Here is a 16,818-nt window from a genome sequence, read left to right as displayed (position 1 = left end):
TTTGTCGTGACGGGGATTTGCCGTTAGCGGTTGATCGCCATCGGCATGCCGTTGCGCTGCTCCAGCGCCTGCTTCACCAGTTGGGAGTCGCTGTCGGCGTGGGCAATGAAGCGGGTCACCGCCGGAGTCATCGGCAGCGGTGCCGGCAGCTTGGAGTTGAACTCCTCTTCGCTGCGCGACAGCGGCTGATGCACTTCCAGATAGCGGACACCGTTGGGCTCGAGAGAGACCTTGATCGGCTGGTTGACGAACTGGACGCGAGTACCGACCGGTACCTGCTTGAACAGATAGGCGATGTCATCGTTGCGCAGGCGCACACAGCCGTGGCTCACCCGCAGGCCGATGCCGAAGTTGGCGTTGGTACCGTGGATGGCGTACATCTTGCCGATGTAGAGGGCAAACAGACCCATGGGGTTGTCCGGGCCGGCCGGCCATACCGCAGGCAAGCTCTCGCCACGGGCGGCATATTCGGCATGCATCTTGGCGGTCGGGGTCCAGGTCGGGCCCGCTTTCTTGCGCTGCACGCTGGTTACCCAGTTTTCCGGGGTATCGGTGCCGAGCTGGCCGATGCCGATGGGCAGCACTTCCACCACTTTTTTACCCTTGGGATAGTAGTAGAGGCGCATCTCGGCCACGTTCAGCACAATCCCTTCACGGGGGGCATCCGGCAGGATCAGTTGCTGGGGGATCACCAGCTTCTCGCCGGTCTGTACCAGCAGGGGATCCGCATCGGGGTTGGCTTCGGTCATGTTGGTGAGCCCCAGCTGGAATTTGGCCGCAATGGCCTCCAGCGGCTGGCCGTTCTCTTCGGCCGAAACCACGTATTCCAGATTCTCCCCTACCAGACGGCTGTTGGCCGCAGGCAGAGCATATTCAACAGCGAAAACCGGCGCAGCGGTCAGCAGCAGGCTGTAGCAGAGTGTTGCCACACTATTGCGAAGGAGCTTCATAACTTTCCCATGATGATGACTTGAAGTGACGTCTCTGGGCTGGCAGCTGATCAAGAGGGGATCAGGGGCGCGAAGAGAAGGCCGCCATTTTTCTCCTCTGCACGGCAAATTTCAACTGACAAGTGGCGACGGGTCGATGATTAATATGCGGTTTTTTCCGCGTCCCCGACCCGCCCGGTTTCCCTGTTTATCCCCGTTGCCAGGCACGCATATCGTAACCTGTGGGAGATTGATGCAACCGCAGATGAAATTGCTCAATGATGGCGAAGATATGGTCGAAAATATCGGCCTGGATCCCTTCGTAATCGGCCCATGCCGTTGTCGCGGTAAAGCAGTAAATTTCCAGCGGCAGACCGTCTGACGTGGGTGCCAGCTGGCGCACCATCAGGGTCATGTCCTTGCGAATACCGGGGTGGGCACGCAGGTAGGCATCCAGATAGGCGCGCAGGGTGCCGAGGTTGGTGAGGTGACGACCATTGATGGGGCAGCTCAGGGCATCGCTCAGTTGCTGGTTGTAGGCACTCAGCTCCTGCTCCTTGCGGCTCAGATAGGGTGCCAACAGTTGGGCCTGCTTGAGCTGCAACTGCTCCTCAGCCGTCAGAAAACGCACGCTGGTCATGTCGATATTGACGCTGCGCTTGATGCGACGGCCGCCCGACTCGGTCATCCCCTGCCAGTTCTTGAAAGAGTCGGAGATCAGGGCATAGGTAGGAATGGTGGTGATGGTCTTGTCCCAGTTCGACACCTTGACCGTGGTAAGCCCGATGTCGGTCACCTCGCCATCGGCGCCGTACTTGTCCATCTGCAGCCAGTCACCGACACTCAGCATCCGGTTGGCGGAGAGCTGGATCCCCGCCACCAGCCCGAGGATGGGGTCCTTGAACACCAGCATCAGCACTGCGGTCATGGCACCCAGACCGCTGAACAGGAACAGCGGCGACTTGCCGAGCAGCAGGGCGATCATCAGGATGCCCACCAGAATGCTGCCTACCAGCTTGGCCCCCTGGAAGATGCCGCGCAGGGGCAAATCCCGACCAAGGCGGGTGTAACGGCTCACCGACAACAGGCAGTCGAGCAGGGCGAAGAAGGCCAGCAGCAGGAACAGCAAGATCCAGAGCTGGGCCACCATCTCGATAAGCTTGAGGCTATCCGATTGACGGGGCAGCCAGATCTCCGCCTGGCCGAGCAGCACGGCCCCCTGCAGCACAAAGGCGAGCCGGTTGAAGAGGCGCTGTTGCAGCTGGGGCGGCAGCCATACCTGCTTGGCCTTGCCGAGGATCCCCACCAGCCGGACCAGCAGTACCCGGTGCAGCGCCATGTGCAGCAGCAGCGAGGTGATGACGATAAAGCCCAGCGCGATCACCAGCGCCATCAGGCTGGTCACTTCCACCCCAAGGCCCGACAACCAGTTAAAAAACGCCTCTTTCATTGCTCTCTCCCGAACCGGGCAGCCCGCTGGCTGCAAAAACAGTGGTGGTCAGGGTACTGCTCCCCTCCCCCATGTCAAATCGGCGTACGCCAGAAACGACAACGCCCGGCACAGGCCGGGCGTTGTTTCAAAGCGAGGTTGACTTAGCAGACCAGGCTCAGGGCATCGCGAGCGATGACCAGCTCTTCGTTGGTCGGGATCACCATGGCACAACGGCTGTCGGCGGTGGTGATGCGACCTTCGCCACCCAGTACTGCGGCGTTGTTGGCCTCTTTGTCCACCTTGAAGCCGAACAGGGCCAGACGGTTCAGCACCATCTCGCGCACCATGGCGGCGTTCTCACCGATACCACCGGTAAAGACCACTGCGTCCAGACGACCGTCCATCGCAGCGGCATAGGCGCCGACATACTTGGCCACACGGTAGGTGAAGACATCCAGCGCACGCTTGGCACCGGCGTCGGTGGCGTAGTTGGTGGTGACGTAGCGGCAATCGCTGCTCGCTTCGGTCATCCCCAGCAGACCGGACTCACGGGTCAGGGTGTGGTTGATCTGCTCCACGCTGTAACCGAGCTGGTCGTGCATGAAGAAGACCACGGCCGGATCGATATCACCGGAGCGGGTACCCATCGCCAGACCTTCCAGCGGAGTCAGACCCATGGAGGTGTCTACGGATTCGCCGTTCTTGATGGCGCAGACAGAGGCACCGTTACCCAGGTGGCAGTTGATGATGTTCAGCTCATTCAACGGCTTGCCCAGCTCTTTTGCCGCTTCTTCCGCGATGTAGCGGTGAGAAGTACCGTGGGCACCGTAACGACGGATGCCGTGTTCGCGGTAGAGCTTGTGCGGCAGCGCATAGAGGTAGGCCTCTTGCGGCAGGGTCTGGTGGAAGGCGGTGTCGAACACGGCCACGTTCTTCTCGGCCAGCTGCGGGAACACTTTCAGCGCGGCGCGAATACCGATGAGGTGGGCCGGGTTGTGCAGCGGGGCGAACGGAATGGCGGCTTCGATACCGGCGATCACGCCGTCATCGATACGCACGGAGCGGGAGAACTGCTCGCCACCGTGTACGATTCGGTGACCGATGGCCACCAGTTGCTCGGCAAGAGTCGGATCCTGCGGCAGGATGTGACCCACGATATGGTCGAGGGCCTCCTGGTGAGCGGCACCCGCTCCCAGCATGGCTTCGCCCTTGACCCCGTGGAGTTTCCATTTGATACGTGCATCATCCAGATTGAAGCATTCGGCCAGGCCGGACAGCATGTCCTCACCTGTTTCGGCGTCCATTACGGCAAATTTCAGGGAAGAGCTACCGCAGTTAAGGATCAATACCAACTTGCTCATTTTCTACATCTTCCTGTGCTTCGGCTTTATGCCGACAGTGTCGTGTCATCCAAAAGAGGATGGGATTCCCCTGCCGGGGGCTTATGGTCGCAGGAGGGTGCGTCCAATTTTTCAATTCTTGCTCTTGAAAGAGTCATCGCAACTTGTGGTGCGTATCACTGGTTTCAATGCTTGCGAGTCTCAACGCATCAGCTGCGCAGGGCTCGCCTCAATGGGAATGCTCAGGCGATAGCCAACAGATCCTTGTGTACCTTGACCACCAGCTTCTTCACCTTGGCGGGCTGGTTGAAGGTACAGAGCGGGCGGTGCAGCTCGCCCGGCCAGAAGATGGCGAAATCGCCAGGTTGCAGCGCCAGATAGCTGGTCTGCTCGTCATCGACAAACCAGAGGTCGGGATGGGGATGGTCGGCGCCGTCGCTCACATAGTCGTGGGGGCCCACACCAATCCACTCTTCACCGCGCAGCAGCAACTGGATATCGAGATACTGCTGATGGAATTCGCCACGGCGATCCGCGGCTGGCTCGGTCAGATCTTCGCTCACCAGACAGAACAGGTTGAGGCCATCGATCTCGGTCTTGCCGAGCGGAGCGTCACCCCAGTGAGCCACGCTCTTCACCACCTCGGCCATGATGCGGGCCAGCGGGGCGGGCAGCGGCGTCCGCTGCAGGGTGTTCAGGCTACCGGTGATCATGGCGTCTGTTTCCTGTTAGGTATATCTGGGCGGCATCTTTGCCAGCCAATGAAAAAGGACCTGTGACAGGTCCTTCAATAATGCCGTCTGCAATCCGTGCAAACCGGTTTAGAGCTTTTACTCATATTCAGCTATATGGGCACTGTTACACACTCGTCAGCACCTTGCCAAGAGACATAATCCCATTTTCATAGTGATCGTACCAGCTGAAACCATATTATTCACCACCCTTTCCCCCTCGACTTTGACCAGACGCAAAAACGGGCGCATCAGCGCCCGTTTTTTTCGCAAAACCGTTTAACAACCGGTTTCATTCAAGCCTTCTTGGCATTTTCCACCGGTTTGGCGTACATGGCCCGCCAGATCGCCTTGTGCTCTTCCGGCACCTCTGACTGACGGGTCAGGAAGGCCGCCTGTTCGATGGTATTGGCCTTGCCGGAAACATCGGCCGCCAGATAGTTGCTGGGGAATAGGTGGTAATTGCTCCAGATCGCCTTGTCGATCAGCGCGGCCAGTTCGTCCGGATCGCTGAAGCCCTCGGTGATCGGCGCGCCGAAGGAGACATGTACCCGCCCCTTCATGCCGACGATACCGGCGACGATACTCTCGATATCCTCGAACTCGCCCTTCTCATAGCTGCCGTTGACCGACTTCTCGTAGAGCTCGCGCGCCTTCGCCTTGTCGGTCGGGTCCAGCTCGTAGCTGATGCTGACCGGCACGATATTGAGGCTGCGCATGTAGTCGACGAAGTCGATCTTCTGCTTCTTGCCGTCGACGTAGAACATCTTGAGGATGGCGGGATCTGTCTTGTCATCGCCATTCTTGGCGCGCCCTTCCTTCTGGGCAATCCAGATGGAGTGACCTTCGTGAACCGAATTGCCAATATAGGCAGACAGCTCGCCGAGTGCCTTCATCATCTCCCGCGGCCCCTTGGCGGAGCGTTTGACGATAAAGCTCTTGTTGAGCTTCATCAGCTCGGTGGCACAGGGTTTGCGCAGCAGGTTGTCACCGATGGCGATGCGCACGGTATCGAAACCGTGGGTGTGCAGCCCCCAGTTGACGAAGGCCGGATCCATGGCGATGTCTCTGTGGTTGGAGACAAACAGATAGCCCTGCTCTTTCTTCAGATGCTCGATCCCGGAGAAGGTCACCCCCTTGGTGGAGGTAGCGATCATGCGGGACATATACCGGGTGACCCCCATCTGGACCTGATGCACTGTGGTCACTTTTGACCATTTGCGGCGCAGGAACAGGCGGATCATCGGGCGGATGGCCCAACCCAGCCAGCTCATCAGGGAACCGAAACGATACTTGGCGATGGCGCCGATAAATTCATCATCCTGGATCAGCCGTTCGATGGCTGCCGGCACTTCTTCATCGCGGTAGGGGCGAATATCCGCGAATCTATCTACTTCAGTCACAATGTCAGCCTTGCATGCTAGGAAACCGCAGCCAACCCGCGTTGGCCGGGGAAAATTCAGGGCGCAATTTTACACGCTTTTATGGCAAGGGGTATGAGACAAGCATGAATAGTGAGATCTGACCAGTTTATTAATCAGCTGCCAGTGCCAGCGCGACCGCCGCTTCGGCATGGATGGCAGTGGTATCGTAGAGCGGCACCGCCGCCCGGGCATCGCCCACCAGCAGGGCAATCTCGGTGCAGCCGAGGATCACCGCCTCGGCGCCCGCGGCTGCCAGCCCCTCGATAATCGCCAGATACTCGGCCCGCGATGATTCACGGATCTCCCCCAGACAGAGCTCGTCATAGATGATCCTGTGTACCCGCTCCCGTCCGGCCTCATCGGGTACCAGCACCGCCAACCCGAAGCGATCCTGCAAGCGCCCCTTGTAAAAATCCTGCTCCATGGTGAAGCGGGTACCGAGCAGGCCGACCCGGGTTATCCCGTCCGCCCGCAATTTGGCCGCGGTGGCATCGGCGATATGGAGCAGCGGGATATCGATGGCGGCCTCAATCTCGGGGGCCACCTTGTGCATGGTGTTGGTGCCGATCAGCAAGAAATCGGCGCCGCCATCCTGCAACTTGCGCGCCTCCGCCGCCAGCAGACGGGCGGTAGCGGGCCAGTCACCGGCATGCTGCAACCGCTCGATACCGGCAAAGTCGACGCTATTGAGCAGCACCCGCGCCGAGTGCAAACCGCCAAGCTGCGCACGCACCCCGCGATTGAGCGCCTGATAGTAACTGACGGTGGACTCCCAGCTCATGCCACCCAACAGACCGATACATTTCATAGGAACTCCTTTCATCCCAAGGGAGGGCAGAACCACGCCACCTTGCAGGCAAGGCCACGCGGACGAGATAAAAAAGGCCCCGCAGGGCCAACAAGACAGCCGGTAAAGGCCCGGGCCAACCCCGGGCTAAATCCAGATCATCGCGACACAGGCGGCCGTCGCCAGCCCCATGCCGAGATTGAAACGCCGCCAACCCCGGGCAGTGCGGATGATTTGCCGCACCTGGGCACCAAAAAGCACCCAGAACGCCCCGGTGTAGAGGCCGGTAATAAAGAAGATCACCAACACCCAGAGCGCGGAGGGCCAGTAAGCCTCCCCCGCCAGAGTGAAACCGCTGATGGCGGAGAGCGCCATCATCCATGCCTTGGGATTGAGCAGTTGCAGCATGGCCCCCTGATGAGCGGGAATGAGCGGACGGTTGCCCTCGGCCGGGCCGCTGGCGGTCGCCACCTTCCACGCCAGCCAGAGCAGATAGGCCGAACCGATAAGCTTGAGGCCGTCGTGCAGCAGCGGCACCTTCTCGAACACCACGCCAAGCCCCAGCGCGGTAGCGAGGATCATCAGATTGATCCCCCCGACCACCCCTACCAGCAGGGGAATCGTGCGGCGAAAACCCTGCGCCGCCCCGGCGCTGGTGAGCAACATATTGTTGGGCCCCGGCGTGCCGCAGGTAACCAGGGCAAACCCCGCCAGGGGCAGTAACCAGTTCAGATCCATCTCAACCTCTTGTCGATGCAACGCCCCCGTTATGGGGAAAGCCTTCTAATATGCAGAGCCAACCCCGTGGCGACAAGTCAGAAATGCCTCTTTCTCGGCCACCTCCCCTATCAGCGCAACACGACTCAATACCAGAGCATCACCACGCAGAGCGCCGTCAGCAGACCGAGGGAGCCGTTGAGTCGCCGCCAGCCCCGATCCGAGCTGATCCAGTTGCTCAGCTGATGGCCGAACAGTACCCAGACAAAGCAGACCGGCAGGGCCACCAGCACAAACATGACCATCACCGCCAGCTGACTCGACCAGTAACTGGCGCCGGGCAGGCTGAACAGACTGATGGCGGAGATCCCCATCATCCACGCCTTGGGATTGAGGAACTGAAAGCCCAGCCCCTCCAGCATGGTTAGCGGACGGGCGCGCCGGGCCGGATCCCCCGGCGCACCAGCCACCGCGATACGCCACGCCAGCCACAGCAGATAGAGGCTGCCGAAGATCTGCAAACCGAGGCGTAATAAAGGCCAGCGCTCGAACAGCGGATAGAGCCCCAGCGCCAGCACCAGTTGCAACACCGGCTGCCCCAGCCCCACCCCAAGCAGATGTGGCAGGGTGCGACGCACCCCGAAGTTGGCACCGGAAGCCGTCAGCATCAGGTTGTTGGGCCCCGGCGTACCGCAGGTGAGTACGGCAAAACCGAACAGGGTGACATACCACTCCATCGTCATATTGTGACTCCTTGCTTGCCACATTGTATCGATACAATGTGTACTATCTGGTTGTTATCAGGTTGAAATTCACGCTATATTGACAAAAAATTTTGATCAATGGATTTATTGTCACCATGACAATCTGGACGCCCGACCTTGCTGCCTTCGATGGCCCCCTCTACCTCAAGCTGGTCAAAGCGATCGAACAGGGGATCGCGAATGGCGAGCTGCCACCGCAGACCCGATTGCCTACCCACCGCTCCCTGGCGGATCGTCTGGGTGTCACCGTCGGCACAGTCACCCGCGCCTACAGTGAGGCGGAGCGGCGCGGCCTGCTGGCTGCCCGGGTGGGCCACGGCACCTGGGTCAAAGGAGCGAACACAGATCCCGCCAATGAGTGGGTGATCCGCCAGGAGGAAGGGCACCGCATCGAGCTGTGGCAGAACCTGCCGGTGCAGCTGGATCGGGCGGCCATCATTCGCCCCATGCTGGGGGAAGTGGCGGACGGGGATCTCAACGCCCTGCTCGGCTACGACCAGGAGGCGGGACGGCCGGATCAGCGCCAGCAGTTCGTCAACTGGCTGGTGGAGCAAGGGGTGGCTTGCAGTGAGGATCGCCTGCTGTTCAGCCACGGCGCCCAGCACGGCATCATGCTGGCGCTGCTGGCGACCCAGTGCGTGGGGGAAACCATCCTGTGCGAGGGGCTGAGCTACCCCGGTATGCTGGGCAACGCCCGCCAACTGAAGAATCAGGTGGTGGGGCTCGCGATGGACGAGGAGGGGCTGCTGCCCGAGGCGCTGGACGCCGCCTGCCGTACCCGCCGGGCCAAGCTGCTCTACCTCACCCCGACCCTGCAAAACCCCACCACCGCCATCATGAGTCTGGCGCGGCGGGAGGCCATCGTCGCCATCGCCCGTCGCCACGATCTGCTGATCATCGAGGATGACGTCAACGGTCTGCTGCCCCAGCAACCTGTGATCCCTCTGGTCAATCTGGCGCCGGAGCGGGTCATCTATCTGGGCAGTCTGGCCAAGATCGCCTGCGGCGGCCTGCGGGTGGGCTTCGTGCTCACTCCCCCCGCCCTGCGCAGCGCCTTCGCCCAGACCATGCGGCTATCGAGCTGGATGGTGAGCCCGCTGCTGATCGAGCTGGCCTGCAAAATGGTCAGTCAGCGCCAGATCATGCCGCTGGTCGAGCAGCAGCGGGAGATCCTCAAACGCCGTGGCGAACTGCTGCGCCACCTGCTGCCTGCCGCCCGCTGGCAGCCTGGCAGCATGCACGCCTGGCTACCGCTGCCTGAGCCCTGGCGCAGCCAGCAGTTTGCTGCCGCCGCCGACGCCCTTGACGTTGGCGTGGCGAGCGGGGAACACTTCGCCGCCGGCCAGTTTGCCGCTCCGCAGGGGGTGCGCCTGAGCCTGAGCCAACCCGCCACCGACGCCCGGGTCGGCGAAGGGCTGGCCCGTCTGGCCCAACTGCTGCAGGGGACGCCCCCCAGCAATCCCCTGCTATAGTCAGGGCCAACCGACCTGACCTTCACGCTTCATCGTCATCGCCAAGGAGATGCCGTGCCCCCCATCAGAGCCGCCCTGCTGCTTGCCACCCTGTTGTTGGGTGGCTGCGCCTCGTCAACGACCCACCAGCAGCTGGGGGCTGCGCTCAATGGACTGGAAGGGGAGTTGCAACGACTGGAAGAGGAGCTGGCGGCGATGAATGGCCTGCACTATCAAAAGGCGATCGATGCGCCGCTCAGTTTGCGCCGCGCGCTCGGGGCGCCGCAGCCCACCCCAGAGGGGCTGGTGCCGGTGACCAGCAAGCTGGAAGATGGGCCACTCCTGCGCTATCAATACCGTCTGCCTGCAGGGATGGCGAGTCTGCCCCAGGACAACCTCTGCCAGCGCTACGAGTTCGAGCTGCGCCATCTGGGCCGCCTCGGCAAACTGGAATTGAGCTGGCTGGGGGAACAGGGCAAGGGGTCGCGGCTGATCCGCCAGAGCGACTGCCCCTTCGGGGCACAGACCCGCCCTCGGCAATAACAGGTTGCCGCCCTGAGAGGTGGCATAACCGATTGAAATAACAGCCCATAGTGCGCCCTCCAGCACCCTGCTGGCTACTGTCAGCTTTTCACTCAGCGAGTGCTGTGCCTATGTTCCTCTTGGGTCTACCATAATCAACCTAATGGTTTGCTCACAGGAAGTACCTGCATGACGATACTGCTGCTCGAAGAGGATCCCCTGCTCCGTAGCGCCATCACCCGGGAACTGACCGAACAGGGGGTGCCCGCCGACCGGATCCACTACCACAGCCATCCAAACCACGAGCGCAGTGGCCTGCTGGCCTTGCTGCAACAGCACGCCTTCGACGCCATCATCTGTCAGCAAGACAAGCAGCAGGATCTTGACGGAGCCCGGCTGCTGCACGAAGCGCACTATCTCGGCCTGCTGCAACCCGGTTGCGTATTGCTGCTGCTCGATGCCGATCAGAGCGAGCAGGAGTTTCTCCCCTCGGATCTCTACTTCTCCCTCTATCTGCCCCTCCCCTTCATGACCCAACAGCTCACCGCGGTGCTCGGCCAGTTGGTGAAGTTAAGCAACCTGACCCGCACGCTGGCCGCCCCCATTCTGCTGCGGGAGTGGCAACTTGCTACCGCCCTCTGTGAAGACTTGTTGTTTCAACGGGAGAATCGCTCGTTGACCCCCTGGCTGGATCGACTCAAGGGCTACCTGCTGCTGCAATCAGCCGAGCGGATCACTGCCGCCCAGCACTATGCCCTCTGTGCCAACGAGTATCAGGCGAGCTGGCCAAGGGCCGGGCTCTTCTACGCCATGCTGGGGCTCGGCAAATTGCAGAGTGCCCGGACCGACTTGCAGCGCCATCAGGCCAGCGTCTCGATGGCCACCCGGCTGGAGCTGCAACTCGCCAGCCAGCTGCATCAGCATCACTGGCTGGCGGCCTGGGAGACCATGGGGGAACTGCTGCAGATCCGCCCCCATCAGCCGCGCTGGCATCAGCTGGCGATGTTGCTCGGGCTGGTGCTGCAAGATGAGGAGAAGGTGCTGGAGCAGGCCAACAGCCTGACCCTGCGCCACTTCAGCGAGCAGCGCGTCCGGCTCGCCATCGACAGCTTCATGCTCAATGCCAGTCTGGCGGTGCTGTGGCACGCCCCCTCCAGCAACCGGATCCGCTCCCTGCAACAGGAGTGGGAGCACCTCAAGCGCACCGTCCACCTGCAACCCCACGAATATGAGCTGCTGCAGGCGTTGATGCTGGGGCTGGATTACCGCTTCGACGAGGCGCTGATCCTGATTGCCCACCACCAGCCGGATGAGGGGAGCGACAACCACCTCACCCTGCTGCTCGGCTTTGCGGTCAGCCAGTTCTGCGGTTTGCCCCACCACGCCCAGCGCTACCTGACCCAGCTGACCCAATACCGCGTCAGGGTGGCGCCCCACCCGCTCACCCGCCAGCTGTTCCACCATCTGGTGGCCGAGCTGGGCCAGCGCCTGACGGCGAGAGAACAACGGCTGAGCGAACTGCGCCAGCTGCGCCACAAGGCGATGCAGGCCAGCCAGTATCAAACCGCCCTGCAAGCGGGCTTGCAGCTGCTGGAGGAGTTCCCCGCCCTGCCGGGCGATGCCTGGCAACTGCTGGAGCTGCTGCAACACTGCTGGCCTGCGGGTATGGCCGCTCCCAGGGTGGCGCTGCTGGTCGATACCCTAGAGCGGCGCCTCAAGCACAGCCCCGCGTTTCTCGATCAACATGCCCAGCAGTACCAGCGCACCCTGCAGGAGATCCGCACCCACCTGCAGCCGCACCTCTCCGGCAGCGGCCCCTCCTGCCTTGTCGCAGGGCAGCCCGAGCCGTGAGGATGCTGGCAGCGTGCAAACCGGCATTGTCGGCAAAGCCAATATAGAGAGGGGAGCCTTGGCTCCCCTCTCTATATTGGTTCTCTATCAGCTAGTGGCGATAAGCGTTGGGCTCAAACCAGCGCGTCACTCTCCAGCGCCGCCTTGAGAAAATCCTTCCAGCTGATGATGCCGACCAGGGTGCCATTCTCCAGCACTGGCAGGCAGGAGACCCCCTTCTCCAGCATCAGCTTGACGCCGTCGCGCACGGTGAGATGGGGAGCGATGGTGACGAGCTGACGACTCATGATCTGGTGGGCCCGCTTGTTGAGGGTTTCGGTATCGCGGCTCATCTCGGCTTCGGAGTCGAGATAGGGGCTGATAGCGCGGAACAGATCCCGATCCGAGATGACCCCTACCAGTTCCCCTTCTTCCAGTACCAGCAGGTGGCGAAAGTGAGCCTGCTCGAAGATATCCTTGATGACACTGAGTCGATCATCCATTGAAACGGTGGCGACCCGGGTCGTCATAATATCCCTGATATGCATGCTAACCTCCCGTTACCAAACTGGTTTCTCTGTTATGGCATGTTTTTGCAGCGCCAGCCAGTGGCCAGCCCTTCGCTACAGTGCAAATCAGCGTCATTTCACGTAAGATCCGCGCCAGTTTTTCTCCTCCATTTTGAGCAAGCAGATCCCACCCATGATAGTTGCCAGTCAAATCGAACTGATCCGCGGCGGCCGCAAGCTGCTGGACAACGCCTCCGCCACCATTCACCCCGGCCACAAAGTGGGTCTGGTGGGCAAAAACGGCTGTGGCAAGTCCACCTTTTTTGCACTGGTACGGGGCGAGCTGGCCATCGACAGCGGCACCTTCAGCCTGCCCGCTGGCTGGCAGATCGCAGGCGTCGCGCAGGAGACCCCGGCGCTCGACTGCTCCGCGCTCGAGTATGTGATCGACGGCGACAAGGAGTTCCGCGCGCTGGAGGCTCAGCTGGTGCAGGCCGAGCAGGATGACAATGGTCTGCTGGTGGCCGAGCTGCACGGTCGCCTCGATACCATAGGTGCCTACAGCATTCGCGCCCGCGCCGCAGAACTGCTGCACGGCCTCGGTTTCAGCGACGAGCAGCTGAGCTCGCCGGTACGCAGTTTCTCCGGTGGCTGGCGCATGCGTCTGAACCTCGCCCAGGCGCTGCTCTGCCGCTCCGATCTGCTGCTGCTCGATGAACCGACCAACCACCTGGATCTCGATGCGGTGATCTGGCTGGAGAAGTGGCTCAAGGGCTATCAGGGCACGCTGGTGCTCATCTCTCACGACCGCGATTTCCTCGACTCGGTCATCAGCCGCATCATCCATATCGAGAACGGCAAGCTCAACGAATACACCGGCGGCTACTCCGACTTCGAACTGCAGCGCGCCGAACAGCTGGCCCAGCAGCAGTCCATGTACGAGAAGCAGCAGCGCGAAATGGCCCACATGCAATCCTATGTGGACCGCTTCCGCTACAAGGCCTCCAAGGCCCGTCAGGCCCAGAGCCGCCTGAAAGCGATGGAGCGGATGGAGAAGATCCTGCCCGCCCACGCCGACTCCGAATTCAGCTTCGAGTTTCGCGAGCCGTCGGCCCTGCCGACCCCGCTCATCGCTATGGAGAACCTCTCCGCCGGTTACGGCGACAAGGTGATCCTCGAGAAGATCAAACTCAATCTGGTACCGGGTTCGCGCATCGGTCTGCTCGGTCGCAACGGCGCAGGTAAATCGACCTTTATCAAGATGCTGGCAGGCTCCAACCCGCCGCTCTCCGGCAAGCTCGAAGTGAGCGCCGGGGTGAGCATCGGCTACTTCGCTCAGCATCAGCTGGAGACCCTGCGTCTCGACGACACCCCGCTCGATCATCTGGCCCGCCTCGCGCCGGACAAGACCGAGCAGGAGCTGCGCAACTATCTGGGCAGCTTCGGTTTTCACGGTGACAAGGCGCTCGACAAAGTAGCCCCCTTCTCCGGTGGTGAAAAAGCGCGGCTGGTGCTGGCGCTGATCACCTGGCAAAAGCCCAACCTGCTGCTGCTGGATGAACCGACCAACCACCTGGATCTGGAGATGCGCCACGCCCTGACCATGGCGCTGCAAGGCTTCGAAGGGGCCATGGTAGTGGTCTCCCACGACCGTCACCTGCTGCGCACCACCACAGATGACTTCTATCTGGTCCACGGCGGCCGGGTCGAGCCGTTCGACGGCGATCTGGACGATTACCACAAGTGGCTCGGCGAGCAGGAGAAAGAGGCCAACGCCAAACCGGCCGATGGCCCCGTCTCTGCCAACTCGGCGGTGGCGCGCAAGGATCAGAAGCGGCGCGAGGCTGAGTTCCGGCAAGCGACACGTCCCCTGCGCCAGAAGCTGGAAAAGCTCGAAGCGAGCATGGAGAAGCTGCAAGGCAAGCTTGGCGACATCGAGAGCCAGCTGGCCGCCCCCGCCATCTACGAAGAGAGCGCTAAAACCAAGCTCTCCGAACTGCTCAAATCCCAGGGCCCCCTCAAGGAGCAGCTGGAAGAGGTGGAGCTGGAGTGGATGAGCCTCAGTGAGGAGCTGGAAACCATGGAGCAAGCCTTCTTTGCGTGACGAACAGCTGATGGCCAGCGAGCGGGTCGCGGTCCACGAATTGCCGACGCCAATCGGCTTCTGGCACTGGAGCGGCAAGGTCTATGGTGAGCGCAGCCAGGATTGGCTCACCGTGCAGGAGCAGGGGGGCAACGTCAATCTGGCGCTGCTGCTGCACCGGCTCGATCAACTCGGCATCGTGGTCGATCTGACCGACCTGCAACCGGCGCTGGTGCAGACCGAAGCGGTGCTGACCCCGTGGCGCGCCCTGCGCCAGAGCGCCAAGACGCGACTCGACGAGCAGCAGTATCAGTCGATGCTGGCCCACGAGCTGGAGCTGGAGCGGCTGCAACAGGGCGTCCTGTTGCAGACCCTGCGCAGCCTATCCCTGTTTCGCGGCAACAGCCGCAATTTGTTGAACTATCTATCGTTACTGGGTGCCCAGCAGGGCCCCCTCAGAGATCTAATATGCTGAGCTACCGCCACGCCTTTCACGCCGGCAACCATGCCGACGTGCTGAAACATGCCGTTCAGGCCCTGATCATCGAGTCCCTCAAGAAGAAGGAGAAACCCTTCATCGTGCTGGACACCCATGCCGGTGGCGGTCTCTACGACCTGCGCGGCGACTGGTCCCAAAAGAAGGCCGAGTATGCCGACGGCATCGGCCGCCTGTGGGACGAGCGCAGCCAGTGGCCCGCCATGGCCCCCTATTTCGCCGTTATCGACGAGATGAATAGCGATGGCCAGCTCCACTACTACCCCGGCTCACCGGAGCTGTCGCGTCGCCTCACCCGCGAGCAGGACAAGCTGGCGCTGATGGAGCTGCACAACAACGAGGTCGAAGATCTGCGCGCCAACATGGGTTACGACCCTCGCGTGGCAGTCCACCACCGTGACGGCTTCGAGGGGCTGATCGCCCTGCTACCGCCCACCCCGCGCCGCGGGCTGGTGCTGATCGACCCGCCCTATGAGCTCAAAGAAGATTACTTCGCCGTGGTCGATACCCTGAAAAAGGCGCAAAAACGCTGGGCGACCGGCATCTACGCCCTCTGGTATCCGATCCTCGGGCAGGAGGCGGACAAATCCCGCGACATGCTGCGCGCCATCAAGCGCGAGAACTTCGGCAACGTGCTGGTGGCCGAGCTGGAAGTGGCCGGTCAGACTGCCGACTGGGGCATGAACGGCTCAGGCATGCTGATCATCAGCCCGCCCTGGATGCTGGACAAGCAGATTGAAGCCTTCCTGAAACCGCTGTGTACCAAGCTGGCTCAGGGTGCCGGTGCCCAATACAAGGTCGAGTGGCTCAACAAGGCCGAGGATTAATCCCCCGCCCCTACGGCGCTCACCGAGTTCAAAAGCAAAAGCCCCATCACGGGGCTTTTGCTTTTGGGGCGGCCGGTGTGTGCGGCAGCCTGAACCTGTGCGTCAACCGCAGCGCGCCCTATGAGCGGGCGGGCAGATCCTGTTTCAGCGCAACCAGCAACAAGGCCAGCAGGCCAAAGGGCGGAAACAGACAGAGCAGGGAGCAGATAAGGGTGACCAGCGCCGGATGCTCGCGCTTGCGGCGCGCCAGTCGCCAGGCGATGACGCCGACGATGACCATCAGCAACGCAATGAACTGGCCAAGCAGGGTGGCATTGATATTCATGAAAGATCCTTTTTCATGGGCAAGTGTGAAGAACCTGTACTTTATCGCCTTGGCTGCGATTGGCAACCTCTGAACCACACCGGCCACTCGCCCGTTGATAGGTTCTCTCTATTTTGGCAATAGATGAGAATAGTTTTCATTTAATCTCATTTCGGCGGATACTCTCATCATCAACAGAGGGAGCCGTCATCATGAAAAAGACCATCAGCTTTGCCATTCTGCACTTCGGTGTCGCCTTTACCGTGGCCTACCTGCTGACCGGTGAGCTGCTGACCGCCAGCCTGATCGCCCTGATCGAGCCCGCCGTCAACACGGTCGCCTTCTACTTTCATGACCTTGGCTGGCACAAGCTCAAACCAAAGCACAGCCTGCAGGCCAAGACCAGCAGCTTCGCGGTGGCCCATTTCTCGGTGGCCTTCGGGGTTGCCTTCCTGCTGAGCGGCGAGCTGCTCACCGGTGGTGTGATGGCGATGATCGAACCGGCCATCAATACCGTGGTGTTCTTCTTCCACGAGCGGCTGTGGCGCGCCCGCAGTCAGCAACTGGCGCTGGCTTGATCAACCGGGCAACCCGCCTTCCCCTTTATCGCGGCAACAAAAAACCCGACATTCCGGCCAGGAGTGTCGGGTTTTTCCGTTTGGCAGCCATTCA

At 61.4% G+C, this 16,818-nt stretch carries 17 protein-coding genes; 7 read left to right on the top strand and 10 right to left on the bottom strand.

From position 1 onward, the window contains the following. Positions 1 to 23: 23 nt before the first annotated feature. The 8 genes from AB5Y86_RS15995 to AB5Y86_RS15960 all read right to left on the bottom strand — a co-directional run bounded on the left by AB5Y86_RS15995 (position 24) and on the right by AB5Y86_RS15960 (position 8,103). Positions 24 to 950 (bottom strand): L,D-transpeptidase family protein, encoded by a 927-nt coding sequence (locus tag AB5Y86_RS15995; RefSeq protein ID WP_368193399.1) that lies wholly within the window; start codon positions 948 to 950, stop codon positions 24 to 26. Between the two features lie 187 nt (positions 951 to 1,137). Further along, positions 1,138 to 2,379, bottom strand: a complete 1,242-nt coding sequence (locus tag AB5Y86_RS15990) for a mechanosensitive ion channel family protein (protein WP_005335524.1) — start codon at positions 2,377 to 2,379, stop codon at positions 1,138 to 1,140. 143 nt (positions 2,380 to 2,522) lie between these two features. After that, a complete protein-coding gene (locus AB5Y86_RS15985) occupies positions 2,523 to 3,722 on the bottom strand; it encodes an acetate kinase (protein WP_201995648.1) in 1,200 nt (399 codons plus the stop codon). A 221-nt stretch (positions 3,723 to 3,943) separates the two neighbouring features. Next, positions 3,944 to 4,414, bottom strand: a complete 471-nt coding sequence (locus AB5Y86_RS15980) for a YhcH/YjgK/YiaL family protein (protein ID WP_019445320.1) — start codon at positions 4,412 to 4,414, stop codon at positions 3,944 to 3,946. Between the two features lie 314 nt (positions 4,415 to 4,728). Continuing rightward, complete coding sequence (locus tag AB5Y86_RS15975) at positions 4,729 to 5,835, bottom strand: 1-acyl-sn-glycerol-3-phosphate acyltransferase (protein WP_368193397.1); 1,107 nt, start codon at positions 5,833 to 5,835, stop codon at positions 4,729 to 4,731. Positions 5,836 to 5,965: 130 nt separating this feature from the next. Continuing rightward, positions 5,966 to 6,664, bottom strand: coding sequence for an aspartate/glutamate racemase family protein (locus AB5Y86_RS15970; RefSeq protein WP_216952007.1), 699 nt, complete (start codon positions 6,662 to 6,664; stop codon positions 5,966 to 5,968). A gap of 126 nt (positions 6,665 to 6,790) precedes the next feature. Then, entirely contained in the window at positions 6,791 to 7,381 is a 591-nt protein-coding gene (locus AB5Y86_RS15965; protein WP_088868534.1) for a LysE family translocator, read from the bottom strand. A gap of 125 nt (positions 7,382 to 7,506) precedes the next feature. Continuing rightward, positions 7,507 to 8,103 (bottom strand): LysE family translocator, encoded by a 597-nt coding sequence (locus tag AB5Y86_RS15960; protein ID WP_005335536.1) that lies wholly within the window; start codon positions 8,101 to 8,103, stop codon positions 7,507 to 7,509. A gap of 116 nt (positions 8,104 to 8,219) precedes the next feature. Here AB5Y86_RS15960 and AB5Y86_RS15955 point away from each other — a divergent pair, with 116 nt between their 5' ends. From AB5Y86_RS15955 to AB5Y86_RS15945, 3 genes are all read left to right on the top strand, one after another. After that, positions 8,220 to 9,596, top strand: coding sequence for a PLP-dependent aminotransferase family protein (locus AB5Y86_RS15955; protein ID WP_368193395.1), 1,377 nt, complete (start codon positions 8,220 to 8,222; stop codon positions 9,594 to 9,596). A 54-nt stretch (positions 9,597 to 9,650) separates the two neighbouring features. Next, on the top strand, positions 9,651 to 10,118 hold the full coding sequence (locus AB5Y86_RS15950) for a hypothetical protein (protein ID WP_368193394.1): 468 nt from the start codon (positions 9,651 to 9,653) through the stop codon (positions 10,116 to 10,118). A gap of 168 nt (positions 10,119 to 10,286) precedes the next feature. After that, entirely contained in the window at positions 10,287 to 11,948 is a 1,662-nt protein-coding gene (locus AB5Y86_RS15945) for a hypothetical protein (protein ID WP_368193392.1), read from the top strand. Positions 11,949 to 12,061: 113 nt separating this feature from the next. Here AB5Y86_RS15945 and AB5Y86_RS15940 read toward each other — a convergent pair whose 3' ends face one another. After that, positions 12,062 to 12,475 (bottom strand): CBS domain-containing protein, encoded by a 414-nt coding sequence (locus tag AB5Y86_RS15940; protein ID WP_368193390.1) that lies wholly within the window; start codon positions 12,473 to 12,475, stop codon positions 12,062 to 12,064. A 154-nt stretch (positions 12,476 to 12,629) separates the two neighbouring features. On the opposite strand from AB5Y86_RS15940, the gene AB5Y86_RS15935 reads away from it, so the two are divergent. Genes AB5Y86_RS15935 through AB5Y86_RS15925 form a run of 3 tightly spaced genes read left to right on the top strand, consistent with a single transcriptional unit; the run spans position 12,630 to position 15,842 of the window. Continuing rightward, on the top strand, positions 12,630 to 14,540 hold the full coding sequence (locus AB5Y86_RS15935) for an ABC transporter ATP-binding protein (RefSeq protein WP_368193389.1): 1,911 nt from the start codon (positions 12,630 to 12,632) through the stop codon (positions 14,538 to 14,540). After that, a complete protein-coding gene (locus AB5Y86_RS15930) occupies positions 14,533 to 14,994 on the top strand; it encodes a DUF2390 domain-containing protein (protein ID WP_005343337.1) in 462 nt (153 codons plus the stop codon). Before AB5Y86_RS15935 ends, AB5Y86_RS15930 begins: the two co-directional genes overlap by 8 nt. Then, on the top strand, positions 14,988 to 15,842 hold the full coding sequence (locus tag AB5Y86_RS15925; RefSeq protein WP_368193387.1) for a 23S rRNA (adenine(2030)-N(6))-methyltransferase RlmJ: 855 nt from the start codon (positions 14,988 to 14,990) through the stop codon (positions 15,840 to 15,842). Before AB5Y86_RS15930 ends, AB5Y86_RS15925 begins: the two co-directional genes overlap by 7 nt. 118 nt (positions 15,843 to 15,960) lie before the next feature. Here AB5Y86_RS15925 and AB5Y86_RS15920 read toward each other — a convergent pair whose 3' ends face one another. After that, positions 15,961 to 16,167: a hypothetical protein gene (locus AB5Y86_RS15920; protein WP_368193386.1), complete on the bottom strand. Its 207-nt coding sequence runs from the start codon at positions 16,165 to 16,167 to the stop codon at positions 15,961 to 15,963. Positions 16,168 to 16,358: 191 nt separating this feature from the next. Between AB5Y86_RS15920 and AB5Y86_RS15915 the strand changes: the two genes are divergently transcribed. After that, the gene (locus AB5Y86_RS15915) at positions 16,359 to 16,724 is read left to right on the top strand and encodes a DUF2061 domain-containing protein (RefSeq protein WP_368193384.1); all 366 of its coding nucleotides are present in this window, start codon (positions 16,359 to 16,361) and stop codon (positions 16,722 to 16,724) included. Positions 16,725 to 16,818: the final 94 nt, after the last annotated feature.

This window comes from Aeromonas sp. s8 (assembly GCF_040907785.1).
Lineage (GTDB): Bacteria > Pseudomonadota > Gammaproteobacteria > Enterobacterales > Aeromonadaceae > Aeromonas > Aeromonas veronii.
Note: the sequence above shows the minus strand (reverse complement) of the source record. Positions and strands in the feature narration are given on the sequence as shown.